This window comes from Mucilaginibacter angelicae (genome assembly GCF_042434235.1).
Lineage (GTDB): Bacteria > Bacteroidota > Bacteroidia > Sphingobacteriales > Sphingobacteriaceae > Mucilaginibacter > Mucilaginibacter angelicae.
In genome coordinates, this window is the sequence record NZ_JBHLTS010000019.1 from 1 (window position 1) to 18,428 (window position 18,428).

At 44.0% G+C, this 18,428-nt stretch carries 15 protein-coding genes; 6 read left to right on the top strand and 9 right to left on the bottom strand.

What is annotated here, in order from left to right:
• Nucleotides 1-155: 155 nt before the first annotated feature.
• A complete protein-coding gene (locus ACFFGT_RS07645) occupies nt 156-1,658 on the bottom strand; it encodes an aldehyde dehydrogenase family protein (RefSeq protein WP_377021921.1) in 1,503 nt (500 codons plus the stop codon).
• Nucleotides 1,659-1,813: 155 nt separating this feature from the next.
• Here ACFFGT_RS07645 and ACFFGT_RS07650 point away from each other — a divergent pair, with 155 nt between their 5' ends.
• A complete protein-coding gene (locus ACFFGT_RS07650) occupies nt 1,814-2,746 on the top strand; it encodes an AraC family transcriptional regulator (protein ID WP_377021922.1) in 933 nt (310 codons plus the stop codon).
• A 159-nt stretch (nt 2,747-2,905) separates the two neighbouring features.
• On the opposite strand, the gene ACFFGT_RS07655 is transcribed toward ACFFGT_RS07650, so the two are convergent.
• From ACFFGT_RS07655 to ACFFGT_RS07665, 3 genes are read right to left on the bottom strand one after another with little or no spacing between them, the layout of a single operon-like run.
• A complete protein-coding gene (locus ACFFGT_RS07655; RefSeq protein WP_377021923.1) occupies nt 2,906-5,566 on the bottom strand; it encodes a glycoside hydrolase family 2 protein in 2,661 nt (886 codons plus the stop codon).
• Nucleotides 5,567-5,578: 12 nt separating this feature from the next.
• Entirely contained in the window at nt 5,579-6,433 is an 855-nt protein-coding gene (locus tag ACFFGT_RS07660) for an ROK family protein (protein ID WP_377021924.1), read from the bottom strand.
• Between the two features lie 7 nt (nt 6,434-6,440).
• Entirely contained in the window at nt 6,441-7,679 is a 1,239-nt protein-coding gene (locus ACFFGT_RS07665) for an MFS transporter (protein WP_377021925.1), read from the bottom strand.
• Nucleotides 7,680-8,081: 402 nt separating this feature from the next.
• On the opposite strand from ACFFGT_RS07665, the gene ACFFGT_RS07670 reads away from it, so the two are divergent.
• From ACFFGT_RS07670 to ACFFGT_RS07690, 5 genes are all read left to right on the top strand, one after another.
• Nucleotides 8,082-9,122 carry an AI-2E family transporter gene (locus tag ACFFGT_RS07670; protein ID WP_377021926.1) on the top strand — a complete coding sequence of 347 codons (1,041 nt, stop codon included), beginning with the start codon at nt 8,082-8,084 and terminating at the stop codon, nt 9,120-9,122.
• Nucleotides 9,123-9,127: 5 nt separating this feature from the next.
• A complete protein-coding gene (locus ACFFGT_RS07675; RefSeq protein ID WP_377021927.1) occupies nt 9,128-10,060 on the top strand; it encodes a cation diffusion facilitator family transporter in 933 nt (310 codons plus the stop codon).
• Between the two features lie 36 nt (nt 10,061-10,096).
• Nucleotides 10,097-10,420 (top strand): phosphoribosylpyrophosphate synthetase, encoded by a 324-nt coding sequence (locus ACFFGT_RS07680; protein WP_377021928.1) that lies wholly within the window; start codon nt 10,097-10,099, stop codon nt 10,418-10,420.
• Nucleotides 10,421-10,540: 120 nt separating this feature from the next.
• Nucleotides 10,541-11,635, top strand: coding sequence for an SGNH/GDSL hydrolase family protein (locus tag ACFFGT_RS07685; protein ID WP_377021929.1), 1,095 nt, complete (start codon nt 10,541-10,543; stop codon nt 11,633-11,635).
• Between the two features lie 81 nt (nt 11,636-11,716).
• Nucleotides 11,717-12,526 (top strand): lysophospholipid acyltransferase family protein, encoded by an 810-nt coding sequence (locus ACFFGT_RS07690; protein WP_377021930.1) that lies wholly within the window; start codon nt 11,717-11,719, stop codon nt 12,524-12,526.
• 135 nt (nt 12,527-12,661) lie between these two features.
• On the opposite strand, the gene ACFFGT_RS07695 is transcribed toward ACFFGT_RS07690, so the two are convergent.
• The 5 genes from ACFFGT_RS07695 to ACFFGT_RS07715 all read right to left on the bottom strand — a co-directional run bounded on the left by ACFFGT_RS07695 (nt 12,662) and on the right by ACFFGT_RS07715 (nt 18,419).
• Nucleotides 12,662-13,747, bottom strand: a complete 1,086-nt coding sequence (locus ACFFGT_RS07695) for a mannose-1-phosphate guanylyltransferase (RefSeq protein WP_377021931.1) — start codon at nt 13,745-13,747, stop codon at nt 12,662-12,664.
• Nucleotides 13,748-13,755: 8 nt separating this feature from the next.
• Nucleotides 13,756-14,721, bottom strand: a complete 966-nt coding sequence (gene fcl / locus ACFFGT_RS07700; protein ID WP_377021932.1) for a GDP-L-fucose synthase — start codon at nt 14,719-14,721, stop codon at nt 13,756-13,758.
• On the bottom strand, nt 14,721-15,836 hold the full coding sequence (gene gmd, locus ACFFGT_RS07705; protein WP_377021933.1) for a GDP-mannose 4,6-dehydratase: 1,116 nt from the start codon (nt 15,834-15,836) through the stop codon (nt 14,721-14,723). Before gmd ends, fcl begins: the two co-directional genes overlap by 1 nt.
• A 286-nt stretch (nt 15,837-16,122) precedes the next feature.
• On the bottom strand, nt 16,123-17,106 hold the full coding sequence (locus ACFFGT_RS07710) for a UDP-glucuronic acid decarboxylase family protein (RefSeq protein ID WP_377021934.1): 984 nt from the start codon (nt 17,104-17,106) through the stop codon (nt 16,123-16,125).
• A complete protein-coding gene (locus tag ACFFGT_RS07715) occupies nt 17,103-18,419 on the bottom strand; it encodes a UDP-glucose dehydrogenase family protein (protein WP_377021935.1) in 1,317 nt (438 codons plus the stop codon). Before ACFFGT_RS07715 ends, ACFFGT_RS07710 begins: the two co-directional genes overlap by 4 nt.
• Between the last annotated feature and the right edge of the window lie 9 nt (nt 18,420-18,428).

Sequence of the window (18,428 nt, forward strand, 5' to 3'; positions counted from 1 at the left end):
ACTATAATTGGGAAAGGCCTCATCAGGGTATTAATGGTAAAAAACCTATTGAAATGGCATCCGTAAACAACAAATAAAATACCTGATTCTGTTACCGAATTACTAAACCCGTACAGCAATGACATAACGAGGGATCAAATTGGTAAAAGCCGGGATTAAAAAAATCCCAGCTTGTTCTTATTATATGAGATCAGCATGTTTTTAGTTTGACGGTAATGGCCAAGCATCATTTTATGATTTTCGCGACCAAAACCTGATTTTTTATAGCCTCCGAACGGTGCATGTGCAGGGTAAGCGTGGTAGTTATTTACCCAAACCCTGCCGGCCAGTATAGCGCGCGGCACCTGGTAAAGCTCATGCGCATCGCGTGTCCACACGCCGGCACCTAAGCCGTAAAGCGTATCATTAGCTATCGCGATGGCTTCTTCGGTGGTTTTAAATGTGGTTACACAGGCAACCGGGCCAAAAATCTCTTCCTGAAAAATGCGCATCTTGTTATTGCCTTTAAACAAGGTTGGCTGAATATAATAGCCGCCTTCCAATTCTCCATCCAGTTTTTTAATCTCGCCGCCGCAAAGTACCTCGGCGCCTTCTTCCTTACCAATTTTCAGGTAGGACTGGATTTTTTCGTACTGATCGTTGGAGGCCTGTGCGCCCATCATGGTACTTCCGTCAAGCGGATTACCCATAATGATGGCGTTGGTGCGCTCAATCACTTTCGACATAAATTTATCGTAGATATTTTCATGTACCAGGATCCTTGACGGGCAGGTACAAACCTCGCCCTGGTTAAGGGCAAACAGCACAGCACCTTCAATAGCCTTGTCAAAAAACTCATCATCGGCATCGCCAACCGATTCAAAGAAAATATTGGGCGATTTACCGCCAAGCTCCATAGTAACCGGGATGAGGTTTTCAGAAGCGTACTGCATAATTAGGCGACCGGTTGTGGTTTCGCCGGTGAAGGAAACCTTAGCAACCCTTGGCGATGAAGCCAGCGGCTTACCTGCCTCCGGACCAAAACCTGTAATGATATTCAAAACGCCAGGAGGCAAAATATCCCCGATCAGTTCCATCAGCACCATAATTGATGTTGGCGTTTGCTCGGCCGGTTTCACCACGCAGCAATTACCTGCGGCCAGCGCCGGAGCAATTTTCCAGGTGGCCATCAGCAGCGGAAAATTCCAGGGGATAATCTGGCCTACCACACCCAATGGCTCGTTCAAACAAATACTTACGGTATATTCATCATGTTCGGAAATGCCCCCCTCTTCGGCACGGATCACACCGGCAAAATAACGGAAATGATCAATCACTAATGGCAAATCGGCAGCACGGCATTCGCGGATGGCTTTACCGTTATCAATGCACTCTACAACGGCCAAAAACTCCAGGTTTGTTTCAATAACATCGGCTATTTTATTTAATAAAGATGCACGGTGGGCAGCTGAAGTTTTGCCCCATGTTGGGAATGCGGCATGGGCGGCATCTAAAGCCAGTTCAACATCTTCCTTTCCTGATCGTGCAGCTTTGGTGAACACCTTGCCATCAATGGGCGAAATGTTATCAAAATATTCGCCTTTAACCGGCGGAACAAATTTGCCGCCAATAAAATTGTCGTACTTATCCTTAAAGGATGGTTTAGAAACAGCGCTCATAATTTTTTATGTTTTTTTGGTAGTACTAATGTAGAGCTACCTCGCTGTAAGGCATTTGCATTATGCTCTCAAATGGTAGCACAATGGTCGCATTTTTTACGCCCGTTTGTTAATCAAAATAAGTATGCCTAATTTGGCTTAAATTATAAACGGCTATGAATAACAAAACCCTGTTATCTCCACTAAGCCTTTCACACGGAAAAGAACTGAATACCCTGATTGAAAACCGCAAGGCTTACACCATGAACCATTGTGAGCTCAACGTTTTTGAAACCTTTCAGCGCAGCGAACTGGTGCCCTTAACTTTTAGCGACCTGGTAATTACCAGCATGCTGCGGGGCAAAAAAGTAATGCACCTGTTTGATAAGCCGGGCTTTGACTACCTCCCCGGCGAAACCGTCATTGTTCCGCCAAATATTACCATGAAAATTGACTTCCCGGAGGCTACCATCAACCAGCCCTCGCAATGTACAGCCCTTGCCATCAATCACCAGGAAATTGCCGATACGCTTGATTTTTTAAACGAGAATTACCCGCGGGAAGATAAACGGGTATGGCAGCTAAACTACAACCAGTTCCACTTTTTTAATAATTACGAGCTTGCCCAGCTTATTAATAAACTCATCCGCATTAGTACCGGCGATGCTTTGACTAAAGATGTACTGGCCAACCTCACTTTAAAAGAATTGCTGATCCGCATTATGCAGATGCAAAACCTGCACGAGATCAGCGATAACCTGCATGAGCTATCAAGCGATAGTCGCTTTGCTTATGTGTTGGAATATATCAGGGTGCATTTAAGCGATAAGCTTAATATTGATGCCTTAAGCCAGATGGCCTTCATGAGCAAGGCCAGTTTTTTCCGGGCGTTTAAACATGAACTGGGTATTTCGCCGGTTGATTATATCATTAAGGAGCGCCTGCAATTAGCCAAGCAATTGATGAACAATCCTCATAACAGCATTTCCGAAGCTTGTTTTAAAGCCGGTTTTAATAACCTCAATTACTTTAGCCGGGCTTTTAAAAAGATAGAGGGTATTACGCCAAGTTATTATAAGGCGAAGTTGCGTGGCGGGCATTTGAATTGAAAATAAAATTGTCATTTCGACCGTAGGGAGAAATCTTATACGCCCTGTACGGCGGACTATACATTTACGCTTTTCGCACGTATAAGATTTCTCTTTCGCCCCCGTGCTCTATCCCATTGCGGCTCTATCGAAATGACAATTATTCATTATTGTGATATTCTACTCCTTCGGCAACCCATCCTCAAACCCACCATCCCCGCTACTCCCGGCGGTATCCAAATTCCAGGCTGAGGTTAGCAAATACGGCATAGCACCATCAGCATTCTTAGTATTGTAAGTACATTTAATCACCCTGCTTTCTCCCGGTGCTAATGAGATATAGTTATCACTGAAGATCACCGGTAAAATATCATCGCCACCCTGGCCTTTTAAAGCACGCAGATGCACAAAGAAAGCTACCGCGCTTCCTGTATTTTTAATATTTACGATGTATGAAGTACTATCCCCTTCGGCTTTGCTGGTTTGATTAACGGTCAGTTTGGTTTTGGGTAAGGATTGCAAGGCCGAATAATCAGCATAGGCCGATTGTGGTGTAGTAAACCAGTTTGATTTTTTCCAGTTCAGCTCATCTCCTTTTTTGGAGAGCCAGTACCAGTTGATGCTTTTGGATTCTCCGCCTTTATCACTCAGCTCGAGACGTAACAGGTAAGTATCGGATAAACCGGTAATAGCAGGCAGGGCGAACAATCTTTTGGATGCATCGGCACCAATATTGGCAACAACCGTTTTGTTGAATTTATTTGAACCATCCAGGTTATAAACATCTGCCTTAACCTTTAAGCCACTAAAAGTTTTCAGATACGAGTTGATCACCGCTACCTCATTTGTTTTGTACGAATACAGCACATGCAGCGGTTCCATGGCTTTTTTCATACCGAAATACGTACCTGCCGGGTACAGGTAATAATCATAAGTGTGCCAGATGATGCCCGGCCAGGGGTTACTGAGCATCCATTGCACTACACCTGTGGCAGTTTGGTATTTGTTTAATCCGTATGCTTCCATCATGGCGCGGTGTGCCTCATAGTTTTGAGCCTGCGCTTTAGCTACATAATTTTTGATGGATGCTGTTTCGCCGTAGCGACCGTAAAGTGCTTTGGTAAATACTTTTGTTGTGCCGAATGAGCCTGTGCCGCAATGGTAGTTCCAATCGGCCGAGGTTACGTTCAGTGAGTCTTTAGGAATAAACTTGATCAGGCTTTCATATGGCGGGATTGATGGCCCCGGCGAAATTTCTGTCGCAAAACTGTAAGTACCACCAAACTTTTTGGTAGCGTCGGTTTCCCAGTAAATAGGCGGCACCCACTCATATGGGCCAGCCATTTTCACGCCGCTGTAGCCCGATACTTTCGATTTACTTTCGTTGGCAGTTGCCAGCAGTGGGTTGGGCCATTTCAGTTGCTTTTCTATTTTCAGGTAATCGCGCTCAACCGAGGTATCAGTTGGTGGCATATCGCTGCCGTTGAGCCAAACAAACAAGCTGGCCTTGTTGCGCAGCCAGTACATTACACTACTGTCTGAAGCCATGGCAACCTTGCGCTCGGCGGCATCCCATTTTTCGGGGTGTTGCCAGGTGCCGCAGCACATCCAGCCGTTCATTACCATCAGGCCGTATTTATCGCACAGGTCATAAAAATTATCATCTTCCATTTTACCTTCAGAGCGTACAATATTCATATTCATATCCCGTACCAAACGAATCTCCTGCTCCTGTCTTTCTGTCGACCGGCGCTGAAAAATATCAGGCGACCAGGCCGCGCCTCTCAGCATAATAGGCTTGCCGTTAATGATAAACTGGCGCGATTGGTTCTCGTCAATAATTTTTGAAGTAAATTCCCTGATCCCAAAACTTTCGGCTACCGAATTACTCAGCTTTTTATCAACCACAGCCGAAACCTCAATGCGGTTCAGGTTTGGTTTACCATATTGCCATGGCCACCAGATGGATGGATCTTTAACGTTAAGTTGCTTAAACTCAACAGGCGAAAAATTAATATTCTTTGATTCATTAGCCAGCAGGTGTACCCTTTTCTCAAAGGCAATATTTTCGTTGATCTTACCTTTAATAACCGCGTCCTGTGGTTTGTTGGTATAGTTGGTTACCTGTGCATCTACGGTTAAATGAGCTACGGCAAGCGAAGGCAGATCAAAATCGGTAGTAACCAGTGGAAACTTAACGCCTACCTTGTTGTAGGTTTTCACCTCTACATTATTGATGATACCACCATTATAATCCTGGGGGTACGGGATCCAGTCGGCATAGTCAATAGCCAGGTCGCCATCACGTTTGTTTGGGGTGAATGGCCGCAGTACTTCAATAGCTAAAGTATTAGCACCACTATAGTTAATGTTTTTAGTGAGATCAAGATCAATGATGCGGTACGGGCCTTTTACCTTTGTTGAATCGGCTATTTTTACGCCATTGAGCCAAACATTGGCCTTATAGTTAATGCCATGCAGGCGAAGAATCACATTTTTGCCGTTTTCTGCGGCAGGCAGTGTAAATTCCCTCCTGAACCACCATGGCTTATCCAATTTTGGGTCGGCAAGTTTTTCGAGGTTCTTGCCCATGAAAGGGTCGAAATTATAAACATGGTTAGCCAGTAAACCTGCCAAAATGGTTGAAGGCACGCTTACCTTATACCAGCCCTGTGTATCAAATTTTTCTTTGGAAATTTCCGTAGCCGCGGCAGGTGCTGTAACTACCGACTGCATTTGCCAGTCATCCTTCAACAGCAGGTTAAAATTTTCTTGTCGCCCCTGTGCAAAAGCCCCTGCGCTGAGCAGGGCCATTGCCGACATTAATAATATTTTTTTCATGGTAGATCAGGTTTATTTCTGGTTATCGTAATACAAGGCAGCTGCACCGATGATGCCGCTGTTTTGCAGTTCTGAGATCTCAATTTTTATACGTTCAAGCGTTTTTGTGTAGGCAAAGGTTTTTACCTGCTGCCACATGGTATCTTTAAAATATTCAAAAGCATGGCTTACCGATCCGCCTAAAATGATCAGTTTAGGATCATAAGCATACATGACCATTTTTATTGCGTTACCTACATGGGTACCTAATTCGGCATAAAGTTCCAATGCACGGACATCACCGGCCTGTGCATCTTTAAATACCTGCACGCCATCTAATCCGTACACATTACTAAAGAACGAGCCGCTGCAATAGTATTCCAGGATATTATCGATATATGGAAAAAAACCGATCTCCCCGGCACCGCAATTGTGACCTGCATACAACTTGCCATTGGTGATAATGCCGGTACCAAGCCCGGTACCAAGAGTAACGCCAACCATACTGTCTGCACCTTTTCCTTTTCCGAAATACAATTCGCCTACAGCAAAGCAATTGGCATCATTGTTTACATATACCGGGATGTTGTAGCGTTCCTGCATCAGTTTTTTCAGGTGTACTTCCTTCCATGATGGGATGTACTGCACATCGTAAACAATCCCTTCGGCTACATCAACCACACTTGGCACGCCTATCCCGATGGCACTGGCTGTATCGTTTTGCAGCAGGGCATCAACAACAATATAAATATCGTTCAATACATCTTCAACACTGCCATCACTTTTTATCCGTTGGGATATAATATTGCTAATAGCGTTGTTATTGACCACAGCACCACGGATATTGGTAGCGCCCAGATCAATGCCTATAACTTTTATATTGCTCATTTATATGTTATGCTTTATTATCAAAAATAGTTTTATTGGTAACCAGTGGCTTAGCCCAAAAGCCAATACTGAGCATATAGCCGAATGTGATGTAGAGGAAACACATGCCTTCCCTTAATCCAAACAAACTGCCCAAACCACCAATCAATAATTGAACAACCGCTCCACCGATAATACCCGTAACCAGGATGCCTGCAAATGAACCATGATCTTCGGCTACCGAACTCAATGCCAAGGAAAATATGATTGGATACATTACCGACATAAAAAAGCCGACAATCGAAAATGAGTATAACGACGTTTCCTGGCCTCCGAATAATCCAAGCGTAAGGAAAATGAGCGCCAGGATAGTAAAGATCACCAAAAGTTTACGGCTATCCATGATCTTCAGTAAAAGCAAACCTAAAATGCCGCCTGCTGTCATCAATCCCCAAAAATAGGCTACCGCATTGGCACCCGTTGTTTGCGGGTCAAACTTGTGGTACTCCAATAAAAACTGTGACATCCAGTAGGATACGCCCTGCTCGCTGCCTACATAGCAAAACAGTGCTATAAAATAGGCTATAACTACAGGCTTTTTAAAAAGATCAACGTGGGTTTTCCATGGGCCGGCCTTTTCATCGTGTGCCAGCTCAACCTTAGGAAACTTAGATATCAGCATGATCACAAACATGGCCAAACAAATAACCGCGAACAGCCAGTATAGCGAAATCCAGGGCATGGTTGTGGGCACATGCGCTTCCAATAAAGGAAAAATACTGCCTTTACTACTACCCATATTTTTAACCATATAAGAGTAAACCAGCGGACTAACAAACGATGCCCCGCCAAATATCAGCTGTGCCAACACCGATGTAAACGCATAATTTTCTTCCCCACCCGATGTACGGAGCAACGGGTTGATCACCACCTGCAACATGGCCATGCCACAGCCAATTAAAAACAGGGATAGTATTGCAGTAAGATAGTTAGGATAAACAGCCAGCAACAACGAGCCAAAAAACGCCACTACAAACGCTGCAACCATAATGGTTTTCTCATTGTATTTTTGAACCAGCATACTCGATGGGATTGACATTACCCCATATGCAATAAAAAACGCAAAGGGTAATAACCCCGCCATTGCATCACTCAGTTTAAAATCTTTAATAAACTCGGGCGATAGCGGGCCGATGATATTGGTTAAAAAAGAGATAACGAAAAACGTAAGCATGATTAGCGTTACGATGTAATAGTTTTTTTTCATTAATTGGTTGATTATGGTTTGGTTCAGCGTTAACTAATATCGCTAAAAATCCTTTGGCCGGATAATTTTACAAAATCTTATTTAAATTGTTACACTTTCTTTTTAAAATATTTTAAAAAGTAAAAAAACAAGTCGCATAGTTGACTCACCCGGTCTACGCTTCGCTTGACCACCCTCTCTGCTTCGCAAAGAGAGTAGGGAAAAATAAGATGTAAAAATCCCCTCTTTACGCTTGCATAGAGAGGGGTGACAAGTGTAGCGATGTCGGGGTGAGTCGATATGGCGTGATCAATTTATAACCTATACTTTTTAATAATCTCCTAACACCTCCTTAACCTTAAATTATCCCTAATCAAAACATTTAAGGCACATTAATGTGTTAATGGAACAAACACCTGCCATATGACCCCAAAAAAAGAAAAAGAACTTACCTATATTGAAAAAGTATGGCACACCGTTGCCATTGTTGCTCTCCTGGTTGTAGTAATACTGATAGCACGCGTGGCTTTTAACGTATTGCTGATGATCCTGTCGGGCGCGCTCATTTCCACGTATTTTCACGGCCTGGGCGATCTGATAGAGCGCAACACCAAAATGCGCAGGCGTTATGCTATGATCATATCTGTGTTGGGTTCATTTTTGATTGTAGCAGGTTTGTTTTATTTGATGGGCACAACCATACAGCATCAGATAACACTGTTAAAAGATACGCTGCCGCATACGGTTAATAATTTTAAGGCCAAACTGGCATCAAATCCAACCGGACAGCAGATCCTTGATTATTTTTCGGGCGACAATGATCCTGATAAAGTTGTTGTAACTGTGCAGCACTTCTTCAGCACCAGCTTTGGTGTGCTCGGTGATATTTATATCATTTTATTTTTAACCATCTTTTTTACCGCCAATCCTGATGTTTATAAAAACGGTATCCTCATTTTACTATCCGATAAGAAAAAACAATTAGGCCAGGATATCATGGACAGGATCAGTATTTCGCTTAAAGGCTGGCTTAAGGGGATGCTGTTATCTATGGTATTACTGGGCGTGCTGCTTACCACCGGCTTAAGCATTATGGGGATCCCTGCTGCACTAATATTAGCCTTATTTGCAGGTATGTTAAAGATTATCCCCAATTTGGGTTCGGCTATAGCGATGATTCCCGGCGTTTTACTGGCGCTTACCATGGGCACTAATACAGCTATCATTGTGGCGCTTATTTATATCGTATCGCAAACTATTGTAAGCAACATCGTGGTGCCTATAGTACAAAACCGGATGATCAACCTGCCGCCTGCCCTTACCATCATCAGCCAGGTGGTTATGGGTACGCTTTCGGGGGTGCTTGGTATCATACTGGCTGTGCCTATTGTAGCTATCATTGTGATTTTGGTTGATGAGCTGTATGTTAAAAAACTTGGCGATGCTGAAGTAATAGCACACTAAACAATATGGCTTCATCAAAAAAATCGATATACAGCGCACTTATTGCCAATCTGCTGATAGCGATAACCAAATTTATTGCAGGTGTTATCGGGCGAAGCGGATCGATGATCTCTGAAGGGATCCATTCATTGGTTGATACGGCCAATGAACTGCTGTTATTACTTGGCTTGCACCGGGCACGAAGGGAGCCTGACAAAACGCACCCTTTTGGGTATGGCAAGGAGTTGTATTTTTGGTCGTTTATTGTATCTATCATGATATTTGGCCTGGGCGGAGGGTTATCCATTTACCAGGGCATTTTACATATCCGCGAACCCGAACCGCTTGGCAATCCTACGCTGAGTTATATCGTTTTGGGATTATCCATCATATTTGAAGGCTCATCGCTCATTATCGCCCTGAAAGAATTTAACGCAATAAGGGGCGATCAAAGCTGGTGGGATGCTGTTGTAAAAAGCAAAGACCCATCAACCTTTTTAGTGATGTTTGAGGATAGCGCTGCCGTTGCAGGATTGTTCATTGTTGGCATTTGCATGTTCCTGAACCACCATTATAATATCCCTGTACTTGACGGCATAGCATCATTATTGGTTGGGTTGATATTGGTTGGCGTTTCTGCCATACTGGCCCGGGAAAGCCGGAGTTTACTCATGGGCGAAGGGATTTCGTCTGAATCGAGGGCTAAAATCACTGCCCTTGTTGAACGTGACAGTACTGTTTTAAAAGTAATGCACATGCTGTCCACCTATCAATCGCCAGATGAAATTATTTTAATGCTGATCGTGGCTTTTAAGGAAGATCTTGATACACAACAGATCAATGAGGCTATTGACCGCATCCGCGATTGTATTAAGCAGGAATTTAGTTTGGTACGCTTTGTTTTGGTGCAGCCCGAAACATTTTCGGCAGAAATTACTGAAACAGGCAGCATACTTTAATTGTATATTAGCTATAACATTAAAAACATCCTACTCATGCAAGAACAAAAATTTCATTACGCAACGGTAACCGAAGCTATAAGCAAATTAAAAGAACAGGGCTATACCCATGAGTTTAGCCTTGAAGGTGATCATCTTAAAGCAGGTGAAGAAGTTTTCCCGGTAAAGGAATTTAAGATAGTCGACCTGTACCGCTATGAAGGACCATCTGACCCTGCCGATGAAGCTATTGTTTACGCGCTTGCATCAACCGATGGGGTTAAAGGCACGTTAGTAACAGGCTATGGGATCTCTACAGATGAGGCAACTATCGAAACACTTAAGAATTTACATTATAAATATCAACATGGCCAGCAATAATCTGGCCCTTTAACCATACCGGCTTTCGCGTCTGCCTGTGGTGATACTTTTACAGCATTTTATACCGATTAATTTTATGTATTTGGATTCCGGCATCAATATCGGTAATCTTGTGATACAATGAAAAGCCGGATATTATTTGCCTTTATCTTATCTGTTTTTGGCGTGCTGCAAAGCAATGCAAAAAGCAAAGTTGATACCATTTTTGCACCCAATCTAAAGCCAATTGGCCGCACACTCATTAACAATCAGCACAACTTAGCGCTGATTACTTCCGCCGCTCATTTCGGCTTTAGCTTTAAAGGGAATGAATGCGCCATATATGTAAGCATTGCGGATGCGGCTGGCCATAATTACCTGCAATACGAACTTGATGGTACCTATCAAAAAAGGATCAGGATAGACGGGAACTTGAAGACGCCGGTTATCATCAAAGCCAATAGCGCAGGCACGCACCGCATCTGGATCTATAAGGCTACAGAAGCAACATCGGGAGCTTTGATATTTTCAAAAATTGCTGCCGAAGGCATTAAAAACCTATCTATCCCCAAACTCCCGCTGATAGAATTTATTGGTAACAGCATTACCTGTGGAGCGGCGGCTGATGATTCAGAGATCCCCTGCGGCACCGGCGATTACCAGGACCATCACAATGCCTATATGGCTTATGGCCCAAGGGTAGCAAGGGCATTAAATACCAATTTTATTTTATCAAGCGTTAGCGGCATAGGTGTTTACCGCACCTGGAACAGGGACTCCCCTTCCATGCCATTGGTATATGAAAATGCTAACTTTCAGGAAAAGGATTCGCTGAAATGGGATTTCAAAACCTATCAACCTAAAATTGTAAGCATTGCCTTAGGCACCAACGATATGAGTAATGGTGATGGCACAGCAAGGGCAGCATTTGATACCGCCCGCTTTGTTAACGATTACGTAAAGTTTGTGCAGCTGGTGAAATCAAAATATCCCAAAGCTCAGATCGCCCTGCTTTCCAGTCCGATGATAAAGGGAAATTCAAGAGAAATATTACAAAGATGTTTGAGCAGGGTAAAAACAGCTATTGATGCGGGTTATCCTGCGGATAAACCTGTTTCTACATTTTTTTTCGAGCCAATGGAGGCCCATGGATGTTCGGGACACCCCAGCGTAGCCGATCACCAGATTTTAGCTGAGCAGCTTAAACCATTTTTTGCCGGTTTACTGAAGCAATAATAGCATCATCTATTTACTGCAGGTATAAAAGGTTAACCCGGATGCTGTTATAAGTTCACACTATAACACTATCTTCACCAAATGGCGGTAATTAGTAAAAGTGATATAATAGCAGCAACAGGTACCAGTAAATTCTCCTTTTTAAGCTCTGTTATTATGCGGCTGATGAAGATTGATAAATTCAACCGCATGATGGAGCAGGCCGGTGACCTGGAAGGCGTTGATTTCAGCAGGTTTATACTCAATTTTTTAGGCATTACCATTAAAGTTGATCCTGAAGATCTTGCACAGATCCCCGCAACCGGCAGTTTTCTTGCTGTTGCTAACCATCCTTTTGGTGCTATTGAATCCCTCGCACTACTTAGCCTGCTGGTTACAGCCAGGCCCGAGACCTTGTTCATGGGTAATTTCCTATTAAAAAGGGTGCCCAACCTTGAACAGTATGTTATTGCCGTAAACCCCTTTGATAGTATTAAAGATACTTCAAGCATTACAGGATTAAAAACCACGCTTCATAAACTGCGTTCGGGCGTACCTGTCGCGATATTTCCGGCAGGAGAAGTTTCGGCTTTTGACTTTAAAACCAGGAAAATCACCGACAGGGAATGGCATCCGGTGGTAGGTAAAATCATGGAGCGGGCAAAAGTACCAGTATTGCCGGTCTATTTTTATGGCGATAATGGTATCGGGTTCAGTTTGCTCCGGTATATTCATAAATCACTGCAAACTGCAATGCTGCCCGCCGAGCTCTTCAATAAAAAAGGTATGTGCCTGCATGTCCGTATCGGGAAACCAATATACCCTGCAGAATCCGTACAGGTATCCCAGGCATGCCAATTGTTAACCGCCAGCAGGGCTGCAACCTACGCGCTTAAGGAAGTTTCTATTTAAAATACGGCTACCCGTTAACAAATAAAAAAGGCCGCTCTCTTCCGAAAACAGCCTCCTTTATTGTTATTTAAGGGGTATTTATATGCTGCCTCCAATGATTGTTAAATCGGTGAGAGGCGTTAACATATTGCTTAATTAAATATATTCCGCGCCAAATCTGCTCTTTATATCGGCAACAATTTGTTTTACGCTTTGCTCCTCATTTCGCGGACAGATGAGCAGTGTGTTGTTAGCTTCAACCACAATGTAATTGTGTAAACCCTGCAGTATTACCAATTTATTATCAGGCATATTTACCACACAATCAGATGAATTGTACATGATCACTTTTTCATTTGGGGTTACCGAGTTACCTGTTCCATCCTTTTCGGATAGTTCATATATAGATGCCCAGGTGCCCAAATCGCTCCATCCAAAATCTGATGGCAGTACATAAACATTATCTGCCTTCTCCATCACACCATAATCTATTGAAGTATTGATGCAATGCTGATAAGCCTGGTTGATATGCGCAACCTCCTTTTCTGTATTATATACCAGCCTTGCATCAGCAAAAATATCATGCAAATCGGGCATATATGTTTCAAAGGCTTTTAATATCGCCCTGGCCGACCAAACAAAAATGCCTGCGTTCCATAAAAAATCGCCGCTTTGAATAAAGCTTTTGGCAATATCCAGCGTTGGCTTTTCGGTAAAGGTTTTTACTTTGTGGAAGTCGTTGTTTATAACACTGCCATTATATTGAATGTAGCCGTAACCGGTATCAGGTCTTGATGGTTTAATACCTAATGTTACCAGGCAATGGTGTTCACCAGCTGTTTGTAACGATTTTTCGAGGGAGCTTACAAAGGCATCCTCATCAAGGATCTGCTGGTCTGATGGTGCCACAACAATCACAGCATCCGGGTTCAGGCTTTCTATTTTAAAACAGCCGTAGGCTATACATGGAGCAGTGTTGCGCATTACAGGCTCAGTTAATATTTGCTGATCTGTTATATCCGGAAGCTGCTCCTTTACCAGTTTGGTATAACTTTCATTGGTTAATATGAAAATGTTTTCTTTGGGGCAGGTTTTAGAAAGGCGCTGATAAGTATCCTGTATCAAGGTTTTTCCGCTGCCAATAATATCGATAAATTGTTTAGGGTGCGATGTACGGCTTATAGGCCAAAAACGGCTTCCGATGCCCCCTGCTAAAATTATTGCGTAATAGTTTTTGTTCATGTGTTGCTTTAATGTTGATTAACAGAATTAAATTGTACATGATTGGCGTTGATCTTACCCAAAAAATCCCGGTAGGCAAGCCGGATGCCTTCTTCCAGCTCAACCGAATGTTTCCAGCCTTTACTGTGCAGTTTTGAAACATCCATGAGCTTCCTTGGCGTGCCGTCGGGTTTTGAAGTATCAAAGCTAATATTACCGGTGTATCCTACCACTTCTTTAATCAGTAAGGCAAGGTCACTAATGGCTATATCTTCCCCGGTTCCGATATTTACCAGGCCGGCTTCATTATAGTTTAACATCAAATAGTAGCAGGCTTCGGCAAGATCATCGGCGAACAAAAATTCGCGTTTGGGCGAGCCTGTCCCCCATATCGTTACATCTGCCAGTCCCTCCGTTTTAGCTTCGTAAAACCTGCGGATCAATGCCGGTAAAACATGCGAATTTTGCGGGTGATAATTATCGTTATAACCATATAAATTGGTTGGCATAACGGAAATATAATTGCAGCCGTACTGCGCCCGATAAGCATCGCACATTTTTATACCGGCAATTTTGGCAATGGCATAGGGCTCGTTTGTAGGCTCAAGCGGCCCTGTCAGCAGATAATCTTCCTTTAAAGGCTGCGGGGCCATTTTAGGGTAGATACAGCTTGAGCCCAAAAACATGAGCTTTTTTACGCCATTGAGGTACGACTGATGGATCACATTATTCTGGATCTGCAAATTATCATACAAAAATTCGGCGCGGTAAGTATTGTTAGCTACTATACCGCCCACTTTTGCAGCAGCCAAAAAAACATAATCAGGCTTTTCTGCGGCAAAAAAAACGGCAACCTGCTGCTGATCTCTCAGGTCGAGCGTTTCAGAAGTGCGGGTAACAAAGTTTGTAAAGCCCTCTTTAACCAGTTTACGGTATATGGCTGAGCCAACCATACCGCGATGCCCCGCAATGTATATTTTGGCGTCCTTTTCCATTATTCAAACTGGTTTTTAATGGCATAACCGGAATCTTTTAACAGCTTTTCTCTTTTAAACAAATCCACATCCGAGGCAACCATCTCACTTACCAGGCCCTTTAAATTGTATTTAGGCGCCCAGCCCAAAAGTGTTTTTGATTTCGTTGGATCGCCTATCAGCAGGTCGACCTCGGTAGGGCGGAAATATTTTTCATCAACAGCAACCACTTCCTTACCGGTTTCAAGCTGGTATTCAGGATCGCTGCAGCTTATTACGTAACCTTTTTCCTTTAAGCCGCTGCCAATAAATTCAATCTCGATACCCAGCTCGGCAAAAGCCATTCTTATAAACTCACGTACCGCAGTTGTAATACCCGTGGCTATTACATAGTCGGTTGGGGTATCCTGTTGTAATATCAGGTACATAGCCTCAACATAATCTTTGGCATGGCCCCAATCGCGCCTTGCATCAAGGTTCCCCAGGTATAGTTTATCCTGTAAACCCATGGCTATTTTTGCTGTAGCACGGGTAATTTTACGGGTTACAAAGGTTTCACCACGCAAAGGACTTTCATGGTTGAACAAAATACCGTTGCAGGCGTAAATGCCATAAGCTTCGCGATAGTTTACCGTTATCCAGTAAGCGTACATTTTTGCTACGGCATATGGCGAGCGGGGATAAAACGGTGTGGTTTCAGATTGCGGTACAGCCTGCACCAGGCCATAAAGCTCGGAAGTTGAAGCCTGGTATATCCTGGTTTTTTTCTCAAGCCCAAGGATCCTGATAGCTTCCAGCAATCGTAAAGTACCAATGCCATCGGCATTGGCGGTATATTCAGGAGTTTCAAAACTCACTTTAACGTGCGACATAGCACCCAGATTGTAGATCTCATCCGGTTGTACCTGTTGTATGATCCTTATTAAATTGGTTGAATCGCTTAAATCGCCATAGTGTAAAACCAGGTTAATATCTTTTTCGTGCGGGTCCTGGTACAAATGGTCAATCCTATCGGTATTAAACAGCGAACTTCTTCTTTTTATACCGTGAACCTCATACCCTTTTGATAATAAAAGTTCGGTAAGGTATGCGCCATCCTGGCCGGTTATTCCGGTTATTAATGCTACTTTTTTCATTTGTAAGGTCAAGTTTAAGTGTATAATAATATTTCAATATCGGGTTGATACCATGCCTGTAGTATAAGCACATCATCAAAATTGTTGTTTAAAAACCCCGGTATCAGATACAAGATTTGTTAGCGGCCAGATGAGGCCGTTTCATGAAAAGGGGAAAGATGATGCAGGTCATCTCAACTATATATCGGACGGCCAATCTGCCCCGCGTTTAATAGTTACAATTTCTTTAAGGTACAGCGATGTTACCTTGAATGGTTGTACCGCTGTACCTTTTAATTTAAAACTCCTACTTATTGTAATAAGTAAAGTCTTTATGATGTATTTCCTGTTCAGGTAATGATTTGAAGTATTCTAAAGTGATCTTCAAACCTTCACTCCGGGATACTTTTGGTTCCCAGCCCAGTATAGCCCTGGCCTTGCTGATATCCGGGCGGCGCTGTTTCGGGTCATCCGTTGGCAGTGGCAGGCTAATCAGCTGCTGATCGGTACCCGTCAGCTTGATAATCTCCTCTCCAAATTGTTTGATCGTAATCTCATCCGGGTTACCGATGTTCATCGGCTGGGCATAGTCGCTGTGCAGCAACCTGTAAATACCTTCTACCAGATCATCTACATAACAAAACGACCGGGTTTGTGAGCCGTCGCCGAACATCGTCAGCGGTTCGCCCCTTAGCGCCTGCCCGATGAAAGCCGGCAATACCCGCCCGTCGTTCAGCCGCATCCTTGGCCCGTAGGTATTAAAAATCCTGATGATCCTTGTTTCCAGCCCGTGAAAGGTGTGGTAGGCCATCGTGATGGCTTCCTGGAACCTTTTAGCTTCGTCATATACCCCTCTCGGCCCTACCGGGTTCACATTGCCCCAGTATTCTTCCGGCTGAGGGCTGATGTTCGGGTCGCCATATACTTCTGAGGTGGAGGCGATCAGCATCCTGGCCTTCTTGTTCCTGGCCAGGCCCAGCAGGTTATGTGTGCCCAGTGAACCTACCTTCAATGTCTGGATCGGGATTTTTAAATAGTCGATCGGGCTTGCAGGTGAGGCAAAGTGCAGGATATAGTGCAGCTCGCCCGGTACAAACACAAACGTTGATACGTCATGGTTATAAAACTCAAAGTTCTCCAGCTTGAACAAATGTTCGATATTTCTCAAATCGCCCGTGATCAGGTTATCCATCCCGATCACATGGTAACCTTCTTTGATAAACCTGTCGCAAAGGTGCGAGCCTAAAAAGCCGGCTGCCCCTGTGATCAGGATCCTTTTTCTTTCTGTCATATGCTTACTGTTTTACGGCCAATGCTGTTGTAATAAAATCCATACTCTTTCATCCTGTCCAGATCATACAGGTTACGGCCGTCAAAGATCACCGCTGCGTTCAGCTTTTCCTTCATAAAGTCAAAATCGGGCGTACGGAATACCGGCCATTCGGTCACGATCAGCAGGGCATCGGCGTTATCCAAGGCGTTATACCTGTTGGTAGCATAGGTTATTTTATCCCCAAGCAGTTTTTTAACGTTCGGCATGCCTTCCGGGTCATAGGCGGTTACCGTTGCCCCGGCTGCTAACAGCTCATCAATAATGTACAGGGCCGGTGCTTCGCGGATATCGTCCGTTTCCGGTTTAAAGGCCAGGCCCCACAAGGCAAAGTGCTTGCCTTTTAAATTCTCTTCACCATAATACTCACGCATTTTTACTACCAGGCGTTTCTTCTGGGTTTCGTTCACTTCCATCACCGAATTCAGGATCTTGAACTCATATTTGTTTTCTTCGGCTGCTTTGGATAAGGCCTGCACATCTTTAGGGAAACAGCTGCCGCCATAACCCACACCCGGGAACAGGAAGCGTTTGCCGATGCGGGCATCTGCACCTACCCCTTTGCGCACCATATCCACATCGGCGCCTACCAGCTCGCACATATTGGCTATCTCGTTCATAAATGTGATCTTGGTGGCCAAAAATGAATTGGCTGCATATTTGGTCAGCTCGGATGAGCGTTCGTCCATGTATAAGATCGGGTTGCCCTGGCGCACGTAGGGTGCATACAGGTCGCCCATTACCTGGCGGGCTTTTTCGTCCCTGGTGCCGATCACCACCCGGTCGGGTTTCATGAAATCTTCTACCGCTACCCCTTCCCGTAAAAACTCGGGGTTGGATACCACTGCAAAAGGCACATCGGTATTGGCTTTCATTACGGCGGTTACCTTATCGGCCGTACCTACCGGCACGGTTGATTTGGTTACGATCACCTTATATTCGGTGATCAGTTTGGCTATATCTTTTGCTGCGCCAAGCACATAGCTCAGATCCGCTGCGCCATCGGCCCCCGGAGGCGTTGGCAGGGCTAAAAATATAACTTTGGCCGGTGCTATCGCTTCGGCAAGATTGGTCGTAAACGTTAACCTTTCCTGTTTGATGTTACGGTGGAACAACAAGTCAAGCCCCGGCTCATAAATAGGCATTTCACCGTTGCGCATCTTGTTTACTTTTTCTTCTACTATATCTACACAGGCTACTTCGTTCCCTGTTTCGGCCAAACAGGTTCCCGTGACAAGGCCTACATAACCAGTACCAATTACTGCTATCTTCATAGATTATTC